The sequence below is a fragment of the Homoserinimonas sp. OAct 916 genome, assembly GCF_003260275.1.
GTDB lineage: Bacteria > Actinomycetota > Actinomycetes > Actinomycetales > Microbacteriaceae > OACT-916.
Map to the genome: position 1 here is coordinate 109,369 of NZ_QJHB01000008.1, position 19,166 is coordinate 128,534.

A 19,166-nucleotide genomic window follows, 5' to 3' on the forward strand; every position below is an offset into this window, starting at 1 on the left:
GGCTGCGCCGTCGGCAGAGCGGCCGGCGAACCAGCATCTGGTGCTCTCGTGCATGCTCCCCCGTCGCTGCAGGATCGTTCACCGCAGGCCGTCTGTCCCCGATTACTTTCGCGACTTCAGGTGGCTGAGTAGTTTCTCGGTCGCCATGATGGCCCCACCCATCACGGCCGGCAGCCCGCCGCCGGGGTGCACCGAGGCCCCCACCCTCCAGAGCCACGGCCGCAACAGGCTGCGATGCGGCGGGTTGTGGAATGGCCCGCTCATCCACATCGGCCGCACCGCCCCGTACAGGGCGCCCCGCGAGGACCCGTTGGTCGCGAAGTATGCCGGGTCCAGGATCGTGGTTTCGGCAAAATGGCTTTCAAGCGGCCGATCCAACATGAGTGCTCGGGTGGCGCGCTCGAGTTCTCGAACCACGAATGGGTCGCGTAGCGTGTACAGCTTCCCGTTCGCCGGCGCAGTCAGCAGCAGCGCCAGCGTTGCGGCGTCGTTGCCGTTGACCGTATGCGCGGGGTAATAGTTCGCGAAGGCCATGGTCTCGGCCGGTTCCTTCCGTGCTTCGAGCGCCGCATACAGCGCGGCCGGCTGATCCGGCACCAGCACCGAGTGCCGCGGCGTACCCGCCGGCAGCGCGGGATCCAGCACCGCGTAGATGCCCACTGCAGAGCAACTCATCCGGCGCGGCACTTTCGGCGTGCGACCACCCGCGAGCAGACCACCCAGGCGCTGCGCGTCGATGCCGCTGACGACGATATCGGCCGGGTACGCGGCCCGGCCGGTCACCACCCGGTGGGACGATATGGAGACCACGGGTTCCTCCGTGTGGAAGGCGACGCCGACCTCCTCGCCGAGCCGGTGAAGGGCGCCGACCATTTCATTCACGCCGCCTCGCGGAACGAAGACGCCGTCGTGCGCCATGACGGCGGGCATCGAGGCGTACAGGGCAGGCGTGCGCGAGGGCCCAACGCCGGCGTTGAGTGTGTGGATGGCGATGATCTCGCGCAGCCCCCCCGGCATCCAGTCAAGACCATCGAGATAGCTGCGCGTGGTCAGGCGCCGCCCGTACGTCTGCCCGAGCCTGCCGAGGGCCGGGAAGGAGCGCCGGTTCAGCGGAGGCGCGGTGAGCAGCCGGGTGATGTCAGGGCCGAGCCCGCCGTGTTCGGCCTCGAACCGCGCCCAGGCGCCATGCCATGGGTGGCCGAGTGGTACCGGCAACGTCACCTCGCTGCCATGCCAGTAGTAGGTGCCGACGTCGGGCAGGCGTTCGAATTCAAGCCCGGAGATCTGCTCCGCGCCCGATGCGCTGGTTGATGATGATCCTGTTGTTCGTGAAGCCGACTCGGAGCCCGGGTGGTGGCGCCCTTCTGCAGTGCAGCGCAGGCCATCGAACCGATTCAAAAGTTCGGCCCAGACGTCGGGGAAGGTGACCATTGACGGACCGGTGTCGAGCATCTGCCCCGCCAATATGATTCGTCGGCTCTTGCCACCCAATTGGTCAGTCGCCTCGAGCAGGGTGACGCGGTGGCCGGCTGCGCCCAGCAGGGCGGCCGCCGTCAATCCTCCGATGCCGCCGCCAACGACAACTACCCGTTTCACGGAAATCTCCCGAGGGTCAGTGCGGCCACCAGTTGTATCCCGGCCACCGTGCCGGCGACGTAGGGAAACGCGATCGAGTAGCGGTAAAGACGGCGGCCGGTCGCGGGCTGGGGCCGGCGCAACAGGGCGACCACCAGAAAACCGGCGATCAACGCGTTGACCACCGCCACCGGCCAGTTCACCCACGCAAAGAACACTGTGGCGACAACCCACCACACGCCGCTCCACACTGCGGTACCGCGCACCCCCAACAGCACCGGGGTGGTGGTGATGCCGACGGCGCGGTCTTCCTCACGGTCTTGCACTGCGTCATAGGCGTGTTTGGCCACGCTCCACGCCATCAGTCCGAGCGCTGCCGGCCACACCGGTGGCGCCCCCAGGGCGTAGGGAACGAAGACCAGCGGAAAGGCGTAGGCCGCGTTGCTCAGGGAATCCAAAAATGGTCGGGCCTTGAACCGAAGCGGAGGTGCCGAGTAAAACAAAAAGACCAGGATATAGGCGCCGATCCAGGCCAACGCGGCAGCCGGTATCGTGAGCGCGAACCACGCCATGAACGGCACGTTGGTCGCAGTCACCCAGATGAGGATGGTGCGCACTTCCGACGAAGCGATCCGGGCGCCCTCCAGCGACCCCTTTCGGGAGTTGAGGGCATCGGTGTCCTGGTCGAAGACATCGTTGACCCCGTAGATCAGCAGGTTGAACGGCAGCGTCAACCAGAGCAGCAACGGCAGTGCAGCCCAATCCCAGAGCGAGCCCGCCAACCACATCCCGATGACGGCGGGGCCGATCGCATTGACCCAGAGCACTGGTCGGGACACATGAACAATGCGTTGCACACGCAGGGAGGTCTTCGTGCTGCACACTGGGCAGATCCTCCCCCACTAGTCGGAGCTCCAGAGAGTCCTGCTGGCGATTGTGGTCAAAGTCGGTTTCAGGTGGTGGCCGCCACGGTTGGGTTCGGTCTGTTCGAGAGTACCTTCTCAAGCGCTGCGTCGTGGGCGACCAAAAGTATGCACTCGCAACGCTCATGAGTTGAGCCGGGTTCAGAGATCTGCACCGCCCAGTCACCGGTCGTCGAGATTGTGTTCGATGATGAAAATCCTATTCGCGGCACCGTGTGTTTCACCGCACGACCGTTGAGAATGGTGTGATGATGTTCGAGTCTGCCTCACCTGACGGATTCGAGAGACCGCGAGGGCTCGCTGCGCGCGTCGGGCGTTGGGCGTGACGCACCTGAAACTGCTTGACTTGGACCACTCGGAAGGCTCACTCAGCAATGGTTAGCTCGCTCGGATTCCGCACCGATCTCATGCTGCTGCAACTTCAGGGCAGCACCATCGAGCAGCACGATGGATACTTGTGCGTGCGCACTCCGTCGAACCCGACGTTCCGTTGGGGCAATTTCATACTCCTCGATGCAACGCCCCATCCCGGCTCGCTGAGGAAGTGGGTCGACGTATTCAGACAGGAGTTTCCGCACGCGGAATACGTCGCGATCGGCATCGACAGCCGCGGCGGCGATTCCGGTGGTGCTGAGGAATTGTTGTCTGTTCGCCTCCGCGCTGAGTCATCTCCGGTGATGACCGCCACCCAGATGGTGCCTCCATCGCGTCGGGTACAGAATGTTGACACGCGCGTTCTCGATGTCGACAAAGACAACGACTGGGCCGCCGCGATCGCGTTGCAGGTGGCGAACAACACGGAGGAAGAGCCTCGCGGCTACACGACGTTCTTGATACGACGCATGGCTACTCTGCGGGCTCTGCAACGAGAGGGCCATGGTGCGTGGTTCGGCGCATTCGCCGGGGATCTGATGGTTTCCGGATGCGGAGTGTTCAGCGACGGTTCCGGTGTGGCCCGGTACCAGAGTGTCGATACGCACCCCGACTACCGGCGCAGGGGTCTCGGCGCGACGGTTGTGCATGCCGCCGGAACCTACGCGCTGAATACGCTCGGCGCCCGCACGCTCGTGATCGTGGCCGACCCCGAGAGCGGTGCGGACCGCGTGTACCGCTCCGTCGGTTTCACCGCAACGGAAACGGAGACGCTCTTGGAGAAAACTGACGACAGCAAGCGCGAGCGCCAAAGAACTCTCGACGACATCGATCCGGTACCGGCCGGTGAGGGCTAGCCGGAGGTTTTTTCGGCGCCGATCTGAACGTCATCACCGATCACCTTGGGTGCGAAAGTCCGGCGTTTGGTCGGAGCTCACCCGATTGGAGATGGACACCAGCCACGGCTGGATGGGCGCGGGTGAATGGGTGACAGGGTTGCCCGGTCGTGCGTGTTATCAGATCTGATCTCACGAGCACTGTCGAGGGCCCCACCCAATTTGCGTTCGATGGGTTCAGGCAGGCGCCATCTCCGTGACGCGTGATCGCGGGGTGCCCGCGAGCGCGGGCGAGTTGGCAGGATTCGACCACACCTGCGTCTCCAGGAATTGCTGGAACCGTTGTGCTGCTGCAACAGTGGCGAACTCAAGATCAATGAACACGTAGTGCGGATCGTCGACCGGTTGCGTGATCCGCTCGACAAGAACCCCACCCTCCTTGCGCTGCGCTGCAAATCGCCCGAAGGCCTCGTGCCACGTGTGGAAGTCACTGATGGCGTGTTCGATACGTAGTGTGGACATGGCTCCTCCAAAATTGGGATGGTGCGTTGTCTTGACGATAGGACGAGCCGAAGGCGGCCACCATCCCAGAGATCTGGGGGTCGACCAGGGTTAAGCTTGCAACGTGACAGGTCGCACAGGGGCTGCACGTCTGACGAATGCCGTGGAGCGCATTGCCGCTGCTGGCGTCGACGATCGTGACCTGCGCGCACAGATCCTGAACGTCATTCGCAATTTGATCCCTTTCGACAACTACGCATTCTTGCTCACGGATCCCACGACCAGCGTCGGCTGTTCACCCGTGGCAGACGTTCCCGACCTCGCCACCCTTCCGAGCCTGATCCGACTGAAATACGTCACTCCGGTGAACAGGTGGACCGGGTTGTCTGAGAGCGGGTGCGCGACCTTGGTTCATGCCACGGCTGGGCGCCCCGAACAAAGCGGGTTGTGGCGCGAATATTTGGCTGGCCTCGGCATCATCGATGTCGTCTCGGTGGTCTTCAACGACCGTTTTGGCTGGTGGGGGTTTCTGGACCTGTGGCGCCGCGAGAGCCTCTTCACCAATGACGAAGCGACTGCTCTTGCCTGCGCACGGCCCGCGATCACCCTACTTCTCCGAGGCATGCAGGCAGCAGCATTCAGGGCAACCGAGCTTCCCCCCGAACGCCGCGGCCCGGGCGCGCTGGTACTTTCACCCGAGCTCACTGTGCGTACCCAAACCGCCCAGACCGACAACTGGCTGAAAGCACTCGTCCCGCCGCCGGTCGGTCAAAGTCCCATCCCGGCAAGCGCGTACAACGTGGCCGCTCAACTTCTAGCGATTGAAGCGGGCGTCGATACCCATCCAGCGCAGGCTCGCGTGCATGTCGGCGGCGGCTCCTGGCTGACTCTTCGAGCGGATCGCCTCGGTGATTCCGCGCCCACTGAGCTACGCGACATCGTGGTGACCATGGAGTCCAGCTCGCCTACGGAGCGCCGCGACGTCTTCTCCCGTTCCCATGGTCTGACGAACCGTGAGACCGAGGTGTTTCGACACGTCGCCGACGGTGCGGACACCCGCGCCGTAGCGACGTTGATGTCAATCAGTGAGCTCACGGTGCAGGATCATCTCAAGGCGGTATTCACGAAAACCCTGACGTCGAGTCGTCGCGAACTGCTCGCGCTCTCGCTCGGCAGGTGAAGCGATTCGATACGGTAGCGTGTCGTCGACGGTCTGCCACCGCTCTGCTAGCTTTCGGTTGTGTCGAGCAGATCGATGCTGAAGCGTGCGATGGTGGCTCGGTCAGCAGCAAGTTGGTTCAGGGCCGGTGTCGGCTCGCTGTCGAGGCGTTCGAACGGCAGCGCTGACAGGCCGGTGTACAACATCAGGTGCAGGGCGTGGGCGCGCCGTACGACGTCAGCCGAGATCTCGCTGCCTTCCGCGCGAAGCCCGTCGACGTAAGACGGCAGGATCGCGTCTTCAACCTCCTGAAGCGTGGACGCGCTCTGCCGGCCAATCTGGATATCGCCGACGAGCAGCTGGCCGAGGTCGAAACCGATGGGACCCTCACCGAAGAAGCCATAGTCGATGAGCGCAAATCCATCCTCGCCTGGCGTGACGAGCAGGTTGTTCGGGCAGGCGTCGCCGTGCATCGCGCCCTGCGGCAGCGTCGCGAGCTCGTCGACCAGGTCGCGGGCACGGTCGGCGCTCTCATGCAGGCGGTCTCGAAGCGAGTCGTCGAAGGCTCTGGCCACCAGAGGGTGCTGCCAGACGTCGGAGTTGCGCAGCACGGGAATCACCTGGTTCATGAGGCGTCCGTGGTAATAGTCGTGCACACTCGACTCGAACTCGCCCACATCGGCACGCTCCCGCACTCGCGGGCTGGCAGCCAGCCGGCCCAGCAGGTAAGCCGCCTTCGAATACCGCGCCACGTCCCAGGCGGCTGGCACCGTCATGATCTCCTCCAGCCAGACACAGGCTGACTTCTCATCCAGGTCGAACACCCCCAGTGCGCGCGGCATCCGAAGCCCGGCTGGCAGCCGTTGGCCAAGGTCGGAGCGGTAGGCCAATGGCTCCACTCGCCACGGCACGCCCGCTTCGGCCATCACAGCGATCTCTGCGGGAACCTCAGCGAACAGTGGTGAACGGGACCATGACTGCACGTGTTTGACGAAGAAGCAGTAGTGTTGTGGCTCGCCCGCGACGAGTGCTTGCCCACGCACCCAGTAACGACCGGCCGTCGTGATCGTCGGCAAGTCATACGCGACACGCTCGGCCTCTGAGCTCACCACCGTTACCCGGTTCGTCGGCTCCTGGACAAGCGCCGCAACGAGCGTCGTCAGCGTCTCATCACTGACGTTCGCGGTCCCGAGAAGTTCACGATCATGCATGGCAGATCACCGTCGCCCAGTCCGCATCCAGTCCCGAATGAGTCGCGAGGTTTCGGCTGGCCGCTCGAGATTGGGGAGATGGCCAGCCCAGGTCAGCTCAATTCGGGTGGCATCGGGTAGCTCGGCCGCCAGGTGGTCGGCGACCGTGTGAAACCAACTGAGGTCGCAGGCTCCGGACACGACAGTGACCGGGCAGGTGATGCGGGCAAGATCGGTCTGGACATCGCGCTCCTGCACAGCGTCACCGGCGGCGAGCTGCACGCGAAAGGCATGCGACTGCATCTCGCGGAACAAGTCCCGAGTCACTTCGTCGACCTGCGGCTGCACCCACAGCTCTACGTTGAGCTCGGTTGCTCCCGCCACGTCTCCGCTCTCCAGGAGCGCGTTCTCCTTCTCGCCGAAACTTCTCAGCTCGGCAGTGGGCTCTACCCCCTGGGCGGCGGCGCAGAGGAGCACCAGGGCGCGCACTCGTTTCGGAACGGCGGAGGCGACCTGGAGTGCGATCGCGCCGCCTCCCGACGACGCCACAATGGCAAAGTCTTCGAGGCTCAAACTGTCCATCAAGCGGGTGATGTCGTCGACATGAGAGAACGGCTCCGATGTCAATGGTGATCGCCCGTAGCCGCGAAGGTCGGGCGCCACCACGGTGAAGTCCGGCCCCAGGTCCTCGATCTGGGCCTGCCACTGCCTGCTGTCAGTCGCCGTAGAGTGCAGCAACAGCACTGCTGGCCCCATTCCCGCCACGATGTGATGGAGGATCATTGGGACTCCACCTCCTTCAGCGGCATCACCAGTCCGTGCTCAAGCGCATAGAGGCTGGCCCCGACCCGGTTGGTCGCTCCGACTTTCGTGTAAGTCCTCTCGACGTGGTTGCGCACGGTCTTCTCGCTCAGGAATAGTCGGGTGGCGATCTCCCGGTTGGAGAACCCGCGGGAGACCAGTCCCAGCACTTCGCGCTCCCGCGCGGTGAGCAGGTCATCGCGCCGTAGCCGGGATACCCGGTGCCCGGCACCATCGAGCACCGCGCCCACACATTCGGTGTCGAGCGCGCCGGACGCGCACCTGGCGAGCAGGCGCGCCATTGCCTGCTCGGGGTCCAAAGCCTCTCGGTAGGGCCGTGGCTCCAACGCTGACTGGTAGGCGACTGCGGCGGCGAGGATTCGCTCACTGTGCCCGAGCGTCGACCCGCCAGCGCCAAGCGGATACCCGGTGCCGTCAATATGCTCGTGGTGCGATCGGGCGACGGTGCGCACGGCGCCCAGCCCGGGGATTCTGTCAAGCACGCGCTCGGTCAGGTAGGGGTGCATCCGCACTCGCTCCCACTCCGATTGGCTCAATTTTCCCGGCTTCGACCACACCTGGTTGGAGATGCCAAGCCGGCCAAGGTCATGAAGGTGTCCCGCCCGCTGGAGCGTGCGGATCTCGCTGTTCCCCAACCCGAGCCGCTCACCGGCTGATGCCGAAAGCGTCGCCACTGCTCGTGAGTGGCCCAGCGCGAAAGGGCATTTGAGGTCGACGAAGTCGCCGATCGCGCAGACCAGTCGGTCGAATCCCTCATCGGTGAGCTGCACGTCTCGATCGGGTGCGTAGCCAAGGGCTTCTCTCCAGGCATCCCCATCGGGCGCATCGGTAAAGATCTCTTCAGGGGATGCCAGCACCGCATCGACCACAGCAGGGTCGAAGTGGCCGCCACGCCTGCTCCGGGCCATCGCGCCAACCGCGTCGAGGCCGTACATGCGGTGGTGAACCTCCGCGATGTCAGCGAATTGGGCCACCCGCATCTCGATGGGGATCTGGTCTCCGGAGATGCCGGCCGGCAGTCCGTCGCCGTCGTATCGTTCGAAGGTGTAGGCGAGCGTATTCGCAACCTCGCGCGTCAGACCGATGTGCGCAGCCAGAACTGCCGCTGACGCGCAGTGCGAATGGATCAGCTTCGCGAGTTGCCCGCGGGCATCCCGGAAGAGCGTGCCCATGACCTTCAGCCGTTGCGGAAGCGGTTCGCCCTTGGCCACGTTGCCGAGCAGAAAGAGCATGTAGGGCATGCCCGACCAGTCGACCAGGAAGGCCTCACGCCGCACAGCGATATCGTCGCCGAACCAGCGAGCGTACTCCTGGGAGTCGGCGTGGCATCCGATCCACATCACCAGCGTGACGTAATAGACGGTGCCGCGCTGCACAGGGTCAAGACCGAGCCGGTCAGAGATTCTGCAGGCGATCGTCGCCGACCGGAGCATGTGCTCGGCGGGCTGACCCAGCCCGAGGTCGATCGCGACGGAGAGTCCGGCTAACACTTCGGCCCGCCGCGGAAGGAGTTCGATGCCGTTATTTCCCGGACTCGCCATGGCCTATTCTACTTCCGCACTGCGCCTCCGGCCACGTGAGTTGTCATCCAACCGACTCCATTTCGCGACGCGTTCCAGTTATTTCCACCGCTGCTGAGAACCGGGCTCGTCCGACAAAGAACAAACCGCGCTGGGGCAGCCAGAAGTCGCCGAGATGGGTCTGATCCTCCAAGGGGCCAACCGCACCAAAATCGATTCCATCCAGTTGGGCGTCGCCGCCGACAACTCGCCACACCTTCAGCGGGGCAGCTTTGAAGGCCTGGCCGTTGGGGGTGCGTCCGCGAAGCCTGATCCGCCCGGCCCCCAAAAAAGTACCCGCCATGGGCCCCATCGAGGCGAGCACAGCATTGTTGTTCCACGACCACTGCGGCATGGCACCGCTCATCGACGTCATTGCTCGCGTGGCCGATGTTGCGCCGAGCGCCAGCCGCCATGAGAGGCGAGCACCCATGGTGACGTCTATTTTCCAGTCATCTCGCCAGTTCACTTCTATCGCCGGAACCTGCTCGACGGCGGTCACCGAGCCGAAGTACCGCGGACAGCTGACACCGGGGTCGGCGGTCGTGAAGATCGTCCACCGACCGGCAGGGTTGCGGTGCCAGATTGCCCGGTATGCAGTTCCCAGCGAGGTTGCCAGCATGTCGCGAAGAACAAGGTAGTGCCCACCGGAATACGGCACACCCATCGCGCCATACCCGGTGAAGCGTTCATCAGATCCTGGTGCCAGTTCTGGGTGCAGCTCGAGTTCGGTTACCCCTTGGCGTGGTGTCGTTATCGTATTCATGACCCCAGTCTCAATCGACCACCGACAGCGGGGCCTGAGGCAACCGCCTCAAATCGTGGAGTACATGCCGCATCCCTGACGATGACCGACAGGTTATCGGTCGCTCCCTCCGGCAAGGGATTCGCTTGACGCGGGCTTCTTACGCTCGAAACTCAGGTGCACCACGCCGGAGGGTGAGGAAGTCGCCTCGATGGCGAACCGTTGCTCCAATCCCTCCAGCCCATCCCAAAGCCGCTCGCCCCGGCCGAGCACGATCGGCACCAGCACGATGTGCATCCGGTCGACGAGGTCCGCCTCGAGGAACTGCCGGATTGTGATTGCCCCGCCCCCGATCCGGACGTCCAAACCGCCAGCCAGGGCGCGGGCCTGCTCGAGAGCCGTGGCCGGATCCGCATCCACGAAGTGGAATGTGGTGCCTCCATCCATCGCCACCGGCGGACGCGGATGGTGGGTGAGGACGATGACCGGCGTGTGGAACACGGGGTTACTGCCCCACCAACCCTTCCAGTCCTCGTTCTGCCAAGGACCGCGCTGAGGGCCGAACTTGTTCCGGCCCATGATCTCCGCGCCGACGCCCGGTGCCCAGTTGCTCGCGAACGCTTCATCGACGCCATGTGATGCCGCGCTCACGCCGTGGATACCCATGTCACGGAATGTCTGCGTCTCGAACGCCCACTCGACCAATCGCGATCCGGCGTGGCCGAAGGGGGCGTCGAGCCGCTGGCCCTCACCGGTGGCGAAACCGTCGAGGGAGACAGAGAAGTTGTGCACACGGACCTTCGACACGGGATCTCCTGAGGTGCTTACGAACTGCATTAACTCTAAGATCTGCTACTGACTCGACGCAAGAAGGAACATCCGCTCTGCAGCAAGGACGTCTTGTTTACACGGGAATCAACCGCGCCACTCGTATTGATGAGTGCCGCGACCTGCTTGTCGACTACCGGGTGGTCCAGTCGGCCGGCTGCGGCCTGCGGATCAACCACCCCTTTTTACCGGGGCTGTTCTGCTCTCCACCTCGATACCGCTTTCTGGTGTTCGGGGACGGCGTCTGGCCGCACCGGCATCGCTTTGCCATCGCGGCGACCGAACGATGATGCAGAATAGTAGCTATGGATGCGGTCGAGACTGTGATCGAAGATTACGTCGTGGCCCTGGGTCGTGCTTTGCATGGTCCCAGCCGAGTTCGGCGTGGCCTGGTTGCCGAGGCTCGCGATCACCTGATCGATGCGACCGAGGCGTATGAGTGCGTGGGTTTAGACCGGCGATCGGCCGCCGAACAAGCTGTGCGGGAATTCGGGCCGGTGATACAGGTTGCTCCGACCTATCAAGCAGTGCTGGCAGTCGCGGCTGCCAGGCGATGTGCGGTCACCTTGCTCGCTCTGTTGCTCCCGCAGGCCTTTTTGTGGGACAAGGGATTGCTACTTGCCCCGTTGCCGGGCAACGACGCGCAGTGGCTTTCTGCCGTTCTGCACACGACGATCGAGTGGCTCGGCTTCAGCGCATTGATCATCGCCTTCGTCGCGGTTGCCATTTCGGGCATCGGTCAGCGATGGCTATCTGTGGGGCAACGCTTCGCCCGCTGGACGGGGATTTCTGTCGCCTGCGGAGCCATCGGCTCAGCCGTTGTCGGCGTAACACTCCTGATCCTGGACAATGACGGTTCAGCGACGGCCTGGATTCTTGTCTCGGTGTTGATGGTGCTGCCGATGGCATGGACGGCAAACACTGCTCGCCTCTGTCTGCATGCGGCATGAATCGGGCACCGCAGCTCAGCTCGGACTGAGCACAGCGCTGACGACTTTGGAGAACGCAACCCACTCCTGTCGCTGAGTTGCCAGTGCGCGATGCCCCGCCGACGACAGAGCGTACGTGCGGCGCCGACGGCCAGCGGTTGTCGACCATCCGCTAGTGAGGTAACCAGCCGCCTCCAGACGGCGCAGCGCTGGATAGACCGTGCCGGTGGGTATGTCCAGCTGGCCGCCGCTACGCCCACGGAGGGCCTCGATGATCGCGTAGCCGTGCAGCGGTTGCTCGTCCACGACGGCGAGGATCAGCGAGTCGAGGTGTCCACGCAGGGCATCAGCCTTCATGTAGACAGACTACAGTAGATGTAATAGCATGGCTGTCTACATGTAGACAGCCTACTCATTGGATCGATTTTGATTGACGGCACGAAAGACTCCATCCGACTTCGCAACGTTGTCGGGCTGGCATCATTGAGCCTGTTGTTACCGGCCCTCACCGTGGTCGTCAACCAACTCGGCAATTCTGCCAGCTCGATCGCCCCTGCGGCCGCCTGGATTTGGCTCCTGATCGCAGCAGCATGGGTGGTGATCGTCTGGCTCGCCCGTACGGCACGTCCGCTCGCAACCCTCGTGCTGACCGGACTCGTGAGCGGGGCACTCACCGTGCTTGCCGTCGGCGCAATCCAACTCGTGTTCTCCGGTTCAATGGATCTGCTGAAGGCACCCATAGGGATCGTCGCGCTCATCGCTCTGGGCACGTTGGGAGGGTTCATCTGCGGTTTGATCGCATGGGGCCTTCAGTCGGTCACGAAATGGCCGGAACGGTGAACGAGTACCCGACCCCGCGGCAACGAAGTCTGCTCGGGCTCGGGATGACGCGACGTGAGTTCCTGATCGCCTCGGGCGCTGTGGGATCTGGCATGGTGCTCGCGCTCACGGGCTGCACCCCCAGCCAGAGCACGTTCCCGCCGTCCGGCACGACGCCACTGCCCATCCCCCCTCTTGCACCATCCTCGCTTGCAGGCGGGAAACGCACTTTTGTCCTTACCGCTGCGGCAGGCCAGAGCCAGCTCATCTCCGGCCGCCCAGAAGTACGGACGCCGACCATGGGTTACAACGGCGCCTTCCTTGGCCCAACCCTGCGCGCGCGACACGGTGAGTACATCAGCGTTCACATCCGCAATGATCTGAGCGCGCCGACAACGCTGCATTGGCACGGCATGCACCTGCCCGCGCTCATGGACGGAGGGCCACATACCCCGATCGCTTCCGGTGAGACAGGTACCGCCGAGTGGGAGATCAAACAGCCTGCTGCCACGCTGTGGTATCACCCCCACCCACACGGTCAGACCGAGGCCCAGGTGCTGGCGGGGCTGGCAGGTATTTTTATCATCGATGACGACGCGAGCCTCGCGTCCGGACTGCCTCAGGAGTACGCCGTTGATGACCTCCCGCTCATCCTGCAAGACCGGTTCCTCGACTCGGGTGGACACATCGCCCTTGTAGACGGGGACAATGCGCTCGGCACAATTGGCAACACCCTTCTTGCCAACGGCCTCAGCGGAACCCATTTCGACGTCACGACTGAGCTGGTCCGGTTGCGCGTGCTCAACGGATGCAGCGCCCGCTTCCTGGACCTGAGCTTCGACGACAACCGCACATTCACGCTTGTCGGTACCGATGGCGGCTTGCTGAGCGAACCCGTCCAACTGGGCCACCTGCCGCTCTCCCCGGCAGAACGCGCCGAAATCATCGTGCAGTTCCGACCGGGCGATCGCGTCAAGTTACGCACCGAACGCCCCAACCTGCCGGGCGGCAACGCCGGAGTCTCCGACATGACTCCGGGCACTTTCACCGAGTTCCGTGCTGCATCCAACATGGGTACCGCCATGCCGTGGCGACTTCCCACCGACCAGCGGGCTGCGCTGGACGAAGCGAAGTCAGCACACACCCGCACATTCGAACTGAAGATGCCGTTCTTGAACGGGAAACTTATGGACATGGAGCGCATCGATGCGATTATTCGCGTCGGCGACATCGAGGTGTGGGAGGTGTTCACTACCGATCCCTTTCCACACAACTTCCACATCCATGACGTGCAATTCCGCATCCTCGACATCGACGGCGAGCCGCCTCCGTCACACCTCAACGGGTGGAAAGACACGGTTCCCGTCGTACCCGGACAGAGAACCAGACTTATCACTCGCTTCGAGGACTACACCGACGACCTCATCCCATACATGATGCACTGCCACCTCCTCCGGCACGAAGACCAGGGAATGATGGGTCAATTCCTCGTTACAACCGATGGCACAGGGCCCGATCACATCTCCATGAGTCACGAACACAGCGCGCGCCATTGACAAATCGATTCCTGGTGACACCGCTCCCAGACGCTGCGTCCACGCGGTGGTTGAATGGTTTCGTGGCCGGTGACCCTGCAATGAATCGACGGCTGTTGCGTGCACGCGACGCGATGGATCGGGACTTCTCGGCGCCGTTGACCGTGCGTGATCTGGCCGCGGTGGCGTGTGTGTCGGAGGCGAACTTCATCAGGTCTTTCAAAGCTGTGTTCGGTGAGACGCCGCACCGCTACCTGCAGCGACGTCGAATTGAACGTGCCATGTACTTGCTGCGCACCACCCGCACCAGTGTCACCGACATCTGCATGGAGGTGGGCTTCTCGAGCCTCGGTTCGTTCTCGCGCACCTTCACGGACATCGTCGGCGAAACACCGTCGCTGTTTCGTCAACGCGCAGCTTTCACTGAGGTGCCGTCCTGCTTCGTGAGAGCCTGGATGCGACCGAGCAGTTTTGGAGAAGCAGCACCGATCGACGAGCCGTAGGGTCATTTCCATGTTCAATGCAATTACCCGCTCCCAACTTTTCGTCCTTGACCAGGATGTTGCGCTCGACTTCTACACCAACACACTCGGCCTCGATGTCGTCGCCGACATGGATCTCGGGTTCATGCGATGGCTGACCGTCTGCGTGCCCGGTGAACCCGGTCGGGAGATTCTGCTGGAAAGACCTGGCGCACCAGCGATGGACGACACTACCGCTGCGCATGTTGCGGACCTTCTCAGCAAGGGCGCCATGGGCGGCTGGCTGAGCATCACTACCGATGACGCGAAGTCGACATTCGAGACACTTCGCGATCGGGGCGTCGATATCACCGACGAACCGAGCGAGAAGCCGTACGGCATCGATTTCGGTATCCGCGACCCGTTCGGCAACGCCATCCGTATCGGGCAGATGTTCGATTCACAGCAAGGTTGAATCCGTGGTCACGAATTCCCAAGCTGTTTCATTCGACACCACGCTGACCGGGATCGGTACCAACACGGGAATCATGGTTCCAGCCGGAGTACTCCACGAACTCGCCGGCGGCAGGCGTCCCGCGGTCGATGTCGAGGTGAACGGATACTGTTATCGCAGTACGATCGGCGTCATGGCGGGGCAGTCACTCATCAGTGTGAGCGCCGCCGTCCGCAAGTCCTCCGGTCTCGCGGCCGGAGACCCGATCCACGTCACGATTACAATCAACGAGACTCCCAGAGCCATCGAGATCCCCGCCGATCTTGCCGATGCACTACAAGCGAATCCCGGAACCGAGGAGTTCTTCGCGACTTTGTCGAACAGCCTCCAGCGGTACCACCTCGACAACATCGCCGGCGCCAAAACCGGTGAAACCCGTCAGAGACGTGTCGACAAGACGGTCGCCCTCTTCCTAGAAGGTAAGAGGCGCTGAAACCCGGCGCACTGCTCCAAGGAATCGATTCCGAAACAAGCGAGCCGGACGAACACCGGAAGGCGCATCGAATGCCATTCGTTAACGTGCGAACGACACCGATTTTCAGGCGGGAAGGCGTTCCCCAAACGGGTCGGCCAGCGCGCCATGGATGCGGGCACACGCTGTGGCAGTCGCTCCAGGGAGTCCGGTCTGAGCCAGGTTCCTCGAGGCGGCTGACCCACGTCTATTCGAACAGCGTCTATTCGATCAGAGACCTCCACCCCTGAGTGACCGATACCCAGGTATCGGCTATAGGTTGCGCTCGGCGAACACGGCCATCGCGTCGCGCACGAAGGTCGCCCCCGCGAGTCCGCCGTAGTTTTTCGCGAAGCGCTCGTCAGCGACGTACGTCTCGCCCATCCAGGTGAAGTATTGCTTCGTCGGGTGACCGTCGGGCGTACGCGGAGTGCCGGGGATGCTACCCAGCCAATCGTATTGCCGTTTCGCGAGCGCCTGGGCTTCGTCGGAATCGGTCGCGACACTGTCTTGAGCCGCGTCCGCCCAGTCGGCGCCGAGTTCGGCTGCGGCGATCAAGAAGTCGTCCTTCTGATCCTGCGACAGCGACCTGTACCAGAGGTCGCTCTTCGTGTAGGAATCTTTCCCCCAACGCTGCTCGACCTCGTCTTTGTATTCGGTGTGATCGAAGCCGTCGAACATCTTCTCTGCCATCGGTTTCTCGCCTCTTTCCAGTTCTGTGATGGTGCGCTCGACGCTGGCCCGCTGCCTGCCGAGTCGCTGTTGTTCGTGAACCAACCATTCAAGGTGCGTGCGCAGCGCGGCGGTGTCGTCGCGTTGCCCGGCCAGCACTTCGCCGATTGCGGGGAGGCCGAGCCCGAGTTCACGCAGCAGCAGCACACGCTGCAGCCGTACCAGGGCGCCGGCGTCGTAGTAGCGGTATCCGTTGTCGCCGATTCGGCTAGGTGTCACAAGCCCTATGGCGTCGTAGTGACGCAAAGTGCGTCGTGTGGTGCCAGCCAACCGGGCTATTTCCTGGATACTCCAGTCGCCTTCGGGGTTCATGCTGTCTCCTTTCCAGATCGACTGTATGGGTTGACGTTACGTCCAGGTCAAGCGGGCGCCCCTATGTGGCCTCGAATTCTTCGGACACGCATTTGTGGGTGCATGGTCGCGTTCGCCACCGACGCCTTCGCTCCTCGGATCGTCGGGTTCATTGCGGCATTGTTGTCGGTTCGAAAAAGGCTAAAAGTACCTCCAGCACGAGGTCTGGCGCTCTATCAATCGCCTCATGCCCTTGGCCGGCAAGCTGGACAACCCGGGCGTGCGGGATCAGCGACTCGAGCTGGTGTGTGATCGATCGGGCCCAGACCGGGCTGGTGCTACCGAGAAGTAGGAGTGTGGGCGCGGTGATCGTGCGAGAGCTCCCGAAGTCGATGGTCTCCAGGGCGCGCGCCTCACGCGGGAGTGTTGCGGCCGCGATCGCCAGCACGTCAGTCCCGCCGCTCTGCTCGCGCAGCCGATCGATCTCTTTCGGTGATAGGGCGATAATGTCGCGCAGGAAGCTTGCTGCCGCACGGCCGACCTCATCGTGGGAGACAAGTTCGGCGACACGGTCAGCCCAACCACCGGCGACTGTTTCCGGGCCCGGTGGTTCGTAGAGCACGAGCCGACGCACATCGGCGTTACCTGCCGCCGCGTCGATCACGAACGTTGCCCCGATGCTGTGAGCCATGACATTGACGCCGTGGTGGGCCTGCCCGGCCAGATGATGTATGACTGCAACGATGTCGGCGCTTTCACGTGCCGCGGAGTAACTCGCCCCGTCCGTGCTGGTTCCGCGGCCGCGACGGTCCATCGCGGTCACTCGGAATCGCGAAGCCAGCGGTGCCCAGAGCGGTTCCCATCGCTCCAGGCGCCCCATGCCGCCGTGGATCAACAGCAACGGGTCCCCGCTACCTGCGCTGATCAACCCGATTTCCACGCCGTCAGAACCGGCAACGACTGTGCGCTCACCGTCCATGGGTTCAAAGAATACTCCCTTGACGCGCGAGCACGCTGGGCAACCGATACAGCCTGAAACTGCTGTCTGCAGTTTCCATAGCACTGACATGAGCCGCTTGAATCGACACCACCTGCACTTCGGTCGTAATCTTTATCACATGATCTCAGCAGAGTTCGTCGAGCTGGTTGTGCGTCGGCCACCGCCGGGGCTGGCTGACTACGTTCGTGCCTACTACGGCTATCGCGAAGCCGCAGCTGGCGGATCGTGCGTCGAACGGTCCCCGGCGACCACGTCGCGGGCGCCCGACACGCAAGACGGCGTGGAACTGCTGCTCGAGCCGGACGGGCACCTGCGGCGAAAGTGTTCAAGTCGATGCTTGTCAAGGATGGAATCCCGTTCATGAGTTTCGGCGTGGATGACGTGGGGGCGGAATATGAGCGGCTTGTCGCGCTCGGTGTTCGTTTCACCCAGCCAGCCTTGTCCAGGGCCCCGGTAACCACCGTGATCGTGGACGATGCTTGCGGCAACCTGATCCAGATCGCGAGCATGCCGTGAATCTACTGGATGACGAGGGCAGGAAGACAGGACTCTGGGAAGAATCCGATCCCCACGGCGGCACCATCTCGGGACATTACCTCGAGGGTGAGCGTTGCGGGTTATGGCGACACTATTTTCAGGACGGCGCGCTTCGCTCCGCGTTCCACTATGACGACGGCGTACTCAATGGTGACTGCATCTGGTATCGGCAGACCGGTGGATTGCTGCAAAAAGGTGGATTTCTGAACGGTGACAAGCATGGACTCTGGCAACGCTGGACTAAGAGCGGTGCGCCCATTGATGAGGGCACCTTCGACCGGGGAGTGAAGTCCGGACTGTGGACCTACTACGACCCGGAGGGCGCTATCAAGAAAACCACGAAACATCGAGGCCCGAGCTGAGCGGTCCCTGTCTGCACCTCTTGGGCTATAAATACGGTCCAGGGAGCCACTTCATATGGTCCGAAAATGCTTGGGATGATCGTTATGACCAAGAGAGAAACATCAAGGTCAACGTCAACATCAACATCAACGTCAACGTCAACGTCAACGTCAACGAATCCTGAGAGGTATCGAAGGGCTGAGAAAACGGCAAACGGGCTCGACTTCCCGAATCTCACAGTGAATCTTCTTGCCGGTGCCGCTCTGACGCTGTAGAAACGCTGTAAAAAGTAATCACCCGTCCGACCGGAGGCACCCATGGGCAAGTTGATCTACGCGGCCAATATCTCGCTCGACGGCTATCTCGAGGACGAGAGCGGCTCCTTTGACTGGTCCGTTCCGGATGAGGAGGTGCACGCCTTCTGGAATGAGCACGAGCGGCACATCGGCACATCGCTCTACGGCCGCCGCATGTACGAGACGATGCGCGTCTGGGAGAACGACGATTGGTTGACGACCGAGCCGGCGGTCGTCCGCGAGTACGCCCAAATCTGGCGGGACGCCGACAAAATCGTGTACTCATCGACGCTCGAAGGGGTGTCGACGGCGCGCACGAGGATCGAGCGGCAGTTCGAACCCGAGGTGGTACGACAGCTCAAGGAGGCATCCAGCTCGGACCTGAGCATCGGCGGCGCGGCCCTCGCGGCGCATGCGTTCCGGCACGGGTTGGTCGACGAGTGCGTGCTGCTCGTATGCCCGGTGATCGTGGGCGGCGGCAAGCCGGCGCTCCCCCGGGGCATACGAGTCGACCTCGAGCTGCTGGACCATCGGAGGTTCGGCAATGGCGTGATCTACGTGCGCCACTCGACACGAAGCGCTACCTTCCGGGGCACCGCCTAACGCCGCTCAAGCGACACCAGCTGGAGTTCATCGACTTCCGCCCAGCACCCACGTCTTTACCCGTTCCGGATATTGCGCCGCAAAGGAAACGGTGGCGGGGCCGCCCTGATTGAGGCATGCCGGTGAATCTACTCGGCAATGGTCCC

The 19,166-nt window shown here is 63.0% G+C and carries 22 protein-coding genes; 11 read left to right on the forward strand and 11 right to left on the reverse strand.

What is annotated here, in order from left to right; translation table 11 throughout:
• Positions 1-102 precede the first annotated feature (102 nt).
• Positions 103-1,596, reverse strand: coding sequence for an NAD(P)/FAD-dependent oxidoreductase (locus tag DL891_RS10815; RefSeq protein WP_111720443.1), 1,494 nt, complete (start codon positions 1,594-1,596; stop codon positions 103-105).
• On the reverse strand, positions 1,593-2,414 hold the full coding sequence (locus tag DL891_RS10820) for a UbiA family prenyltransferase (protein ID WP_232819116.1): 822 nt from the start codon (positions 2,412-2,414) through the stop codon (positions 1,593-1,595). Before DL891_RS10820 ends, DL891_RS10815 begins: the two co-directional genes overlap by 4 nt.
• A 458-nt stretch (positions 2,415-2,872) precedes the next feature.
• On the opposite strand from DL891_RS10820, the gene DL891_RS10830 reads away from it, so the two are divergent.
• Positions 2,873-3,727: a GNAT family N-acetyltransferase gene (locus tag DL891_RS10830; protein WP_111720446.1), complete on the forward strand. Its 855-nt coding sequence runs from the start codon at positions 2,873-2,875 to the stop codon at positions 3,725-3,727.
• A 216-nt stretch (positions 3,728-3,943) separates the two neighbouring features.
• Here DL891_RS10830 and DL891_RS10835 read toward each other — a convergent pair whose 3' ends face one another.
• On the reverse strand, positions 3,944-4,228 hold the full coding sequence (locus tag DL891_RS10835; RefSeq protein WP_111720447.1) for a hypothetical protein: 285 nt from the start codon (positions 4,226-4,228) through the stop codon (positions 3,944-3,946).
• A 103-nt stretch (positions 4,229-4,331) separates the two neighbouring features.
• On the opposite strand from DL891_RS10835, the gene DL891_RS10840 reads away from it, so the two are divergent.
• Positions 4,332-5,387 carry a helix-turn-helix transcriptional regulator gene (locus DL891_RS10840; RefSeq protein ID WP_198668859.1) on the forward strand — a complete coding sequence of 352 codons (1,056 nt, stop codon included), beginning with the start codon at positions 4,332-4,334 and terminating at the stop codon, positions 5,385-5,387.
• 47 nt (positions 5,388-5,434) lie between these two features.
• On the opposite strand, the gene DL891_RS10845 is transcribed toward DL891_RS10840, so the two are convergent.
• The 5 genes from DL891_RS10845 to DL891_RS10865 form a co-directional block, all read right to left on the reverse strand.
• A complete protein-coding gene (locus DL891_RS10845) occupies positions 5,435-6,577 on the reverse strand; it encodes a phosphotransferase (RefSeq protein WP_111720448.1) in 1,143 nt (380 codons plus the stop codon).
• 6 nt (positions 6,578-6,583) lie between these two features.
• Complete coding sequence (locus tag DL891_RS10850; protein ID WP_111720449.1) at positions 6,584-7,339, reverse strand: alpha/beta fold hydrolase; 756 nt, start codon at positions 7,337-7,339, stop codon at positions 6,584-6,586.
• Positions 7,336-8,919 carry an HD domain-containing phosphohydrolase gene (locus DL891_RS10855; protein ID WP_111720450.1) on the reverse strand — a complete coding sequence of 528 codons (1,584 nt, stop codon included), beginning with the start codon at positions 8,917-8,919 and terminating at the stop codon, positions 7,336-7,338. Before DL891_RS10855 ends, DL891_RS10850 begins: the two co-directional genes overlap by 4 nt.
• 43 nt (positions 8,920-8,962) lie before the next feature.
• A complete protein-coding gene (locus tag DL891_RS10860; protein ID WP_111720451.1) occupies positions 8,963-9,703 on the reverse strand; it encodes a hypothetical protein in 741 nt (246 codons plus the stop codon).
• Between the two features lie 93 nt (positions 9,704-9,796).
• A complete protein-coding gene (locus DL891_RS10865) occupies positions 9,797-10,489 on the reverse strand; it encodes a dihydrofolate reductase family protein (RefSeq protein WP_111720452.1) in 693 nt (230 codons plus the stop codon).
• Between the two features lie 326 nt (positions 10,490-10,815).
• On the opposite strand from DL891_RS10865, the gene DL891_RS10870 reads away from it, so the two are divergent.
• Complete coding sequence (locus DL891_RS10870; protein WP_111720453.1) at positions 10,816-11,460, forward strand: permease prefix domain 1-containing protein; 645 nt, start codon at positions 10,816-10,818, stop codon at positions 11,458-11,460.
• A gap of 15 nt (positions 11,461-11,475) precedes the next feature.
• On the opposite strand, the gene DL891_RS10875 is transcribed toward DL891_RS10870, so the two are convergent.
• Positions 11,476-11,796 carry a PadR family transcriptional regulator gene (locus tag DL891_RS10875; RefSeq protein WP_111720454.1) on the reverse strand — a complete coding sequence of 107 codons (321 nt, stop codon included), beginning with the start codon at positions 11,794-11,796 and terminating at the stop codon, positions 11,476-11,478.
• A gap of 69 nt (positions 11,797-11,865) precedes the next feature.
• Here DL891_RS10875 and DL891_RS10880 point away from each other — a divergent pair, with 69 nt between their 5' ends.
• The 5 genes from DL891_RS10880 to DL891_RS10900 all read left to right on the forward strand — a co-directional run bounded on the left by DL891_RS10880 (position 11,866) and on the right by DL891_RS10900 (position 15,201).
• Positions 11,866-12,279, forward strand: coding sequence for a hypothetical protein (locus DL891_RS10880; RefSeq protein ID WP_111720455.1), 414 nt, complete (start codon positions 11,866-11,868; stop codon positions 12,277-12,279).
• The gene (locus DL891_RS10885) at positions 12,264-13,814 is read left to right on the forward strand and encodes a multicopper oxidase family protein (RefSeq protein ID WP_232819117.1); all 1,551 of its coding nucleotides are present in this window, start codon (positions 12,264-12,266) and stop codon (positions 13,812-13,814) included. The genes DL891_RS10880 and DL891_RS10885 overlap by 16 nt, the downstream gene beginning before the upstream one ends.
• A gap of 80 nt (positions 13,815-13,894) precedes the next feature.
• A complete protein-coding gene (locus DL891_RS10890; RefSeq protein ID WP_111720456.1) occupies positions 13,895-14,296 on the forward strand; it encodes a helix-turn-helix domain-containing protein in 402 nt (133 codons plus the stop codon).
• A 10-nt stretch (positions 14,297-14,306) separates the two neighbouring features.
• Complete coding sequence (locus DL891_RS10895; RefSeq protein ID WP_111720457.1) at positions 14,307-14,729, forward strand: VOC family protein; 423 nt, start codon at positions 14,307-14,309, stop codon at positions 14,727-14,729.
• Between the two features lie 4 nt (positions 14,730-14,733).
• A complete protein-coding gene (locus DL891_RS10900; protein WP_111720458.1) occupies positions 14,734-15,201 on the forward strand; it encodes a YdeI/OmpD-associated family protein in 468 nt (155 codons plus the stop codon).
• Between the two features lie 291 nt (positions 15,202-15,492).
• On the opposite strand, the gene DL891_RS10905 is transcribed toward DL891_RS10900, so the two are convergent.
• Complete coding sequence (locus DL891_RS10905) at positions 15,493-16,263, reverse strand: TipAS antibiotic-recognition domain-containing protein (RefSeq protein WP_111720459.1); 771 nt, start codon at positions 16,261-16,263, stop codon at positions 15,493-15,495.
• A gap of 148 nt (positions 16,264-16,411) precedes the next feature.
• Positions 16,412-17,221 (reverse strand): alpha/beta fold hydrolase, encoded by an 810-nt coding sequence (locus DL891_RS10910; RefSeq protein ID WP_157962476.1) that lies wholly within the window; start codon positions 17,219-17,221, stop codon positions 16,412-16,414.
• Positions 17,222-17,575: 354 nt separating this feature from the next.
• On the opposite strand from DL891_RS10910, the gene DL891_RS17500 reads away from it, so the two are divergent.
• The 3 genes from DL891_RS17500 (at position 17,576) to DL891_RS10925 (ending at position 19,020) form a co-directional block, all read left to right on the forward strand.
• The gene (locus DL891_RS17500; protein WP_368665629.1) at positions 17,576-17,758 is read left to right on the forward strand and encodes a VOC family protein; all 183 of its coding nucleotides are present in this window, start codon (positions 17,576-17,578) and stop codon (positions 17,756-17,758) included.
• Positions 17,755-18,141, forward strand: coding sequence for a toxin-antitoxin system YwqK family antitoxin (locus DL891_RS10920; protein WP_198668860.1), 387 nt, complete (start codon positions 17,755-17,757; stop codon positions 18,139-18,141). The genes DL891_RS17500 and DL891_RS10920 overlap by 4 nt, the downstream gene beginning before the upstream one ends.
• A 297-nt stretch (positions 18,142-18,438) precedes the next feature.
• Positions 18,439-19,020, forward strand: coding sequence for a dihydrofolate reductase family protein (locus tag DL891_RS10925; RefSeq protein ID WP_111720461.1), 582 nt, complete (start codon positions 18,439-18,441; stop codon positions 19,018-19,020).
• Positions 19,021-19,166: the final 146 nt, after the last annotated feature.

Coding starts and splice junctions, on each gene's coding strand:
- DL891_RS10895 (WP_111720457.1), top strand. CDS start 14,307: ATGTTCAATGCAATTACCCGCTCCCAACTTTTCGTCCTTGACCAGGAT.
- DL891_RS10860 (WP_111720451.1), bottom strand. CDS start 9,703: ATGAATACGATAACGACACCACGCCAAGGGGTAACCGAACTCGAGCTG.
- DL891_RS10845 (WP_111720448.1), bottom strand. CDS start 6,577: ATGCATGATCGTGAACTTCTCGGGACCGCGAACGTCAGTGATGAGACG.
- DL891_RS10885 (WP_232819117.1), top strand. CDS start 12,264: ATGGCCGGAACGGTGAACGAGTACCCGACCCCGCGGCAACGAAGTCTG.
- DL891_RS10910 (WP_157962476.1), bottom strand. CDS start 17,221: ATGGACGGTGAGCGCACAGTCGTTGCCGGTTCTGACGGCGTGGAAATC.
- DL891_RS10870 (WP_111720453.1), top strand. CDS start 10,816: ATGGATGCGGTCGAGACTGTGATCGAAGATTACGTCGTGGCCCTGGGT.
- DL891_RS10925 (WP_111720461.1), top strand. CDS start 18,439: ATGGGCAAGTTGATCTACGCGGCCAATATCTCGCTCGACGGCTATCTC.
- DL891_RS10890 (WP_111720456.1), top strand. CDS start 13,895: ATGAATCGACGGCTGTTGCGTGCACGCGACGCGATGGATCGGGACTTC.
- DL891_RS10855 (WP_111720450.1), bottom strand. CDS start 8,919: ATGGCGAGTCCGGGAAATAACGGCATCGAACTCCTTCCGCGGCGGGCC.
- DL891_RS10905 (WP_111720459.1), bottom strand. CDS start 16,263: ATGAACCCCGAAGGCGACTGGAGTATCCAGGAAATAGCCCGGTTGGCT.
- DL891_RS10875 (WP_111720454.1), bottom strand. CDS start 11,796: ATGAAGGCTGATGCCCTGCGTGGACACCTCGACTCGCTGATCCTCGCC.
- DL891_RS17500 (WP_368665629.1), top strand. CDS start 17,576: ATGCTTGTCAAGGATGGAATCCCGTTCATGAGTTTCGGCGTGGATGAC.
- DL891_RS10830 (WP_111720446.1), top strand. CDS start 2,873: ATGGTTAGCTCGCTCGGATTCCGCACCGATCTCATGCTGCTGCAACTT.
- DL891_RS10835 (WP_111720447.1), bottom strand. CDS start 4,228: ATGTCCACACTACGTATCGAACACGCCATCAGTGACTTCCACACGTGG.
- DL891_RS10850 (WP_111720449.1), bottom strand. CDS start 7,339: ATGATCCTCCATCACATCGTGGCGGGAATGGGGCCAGCAGTGCTGTTG.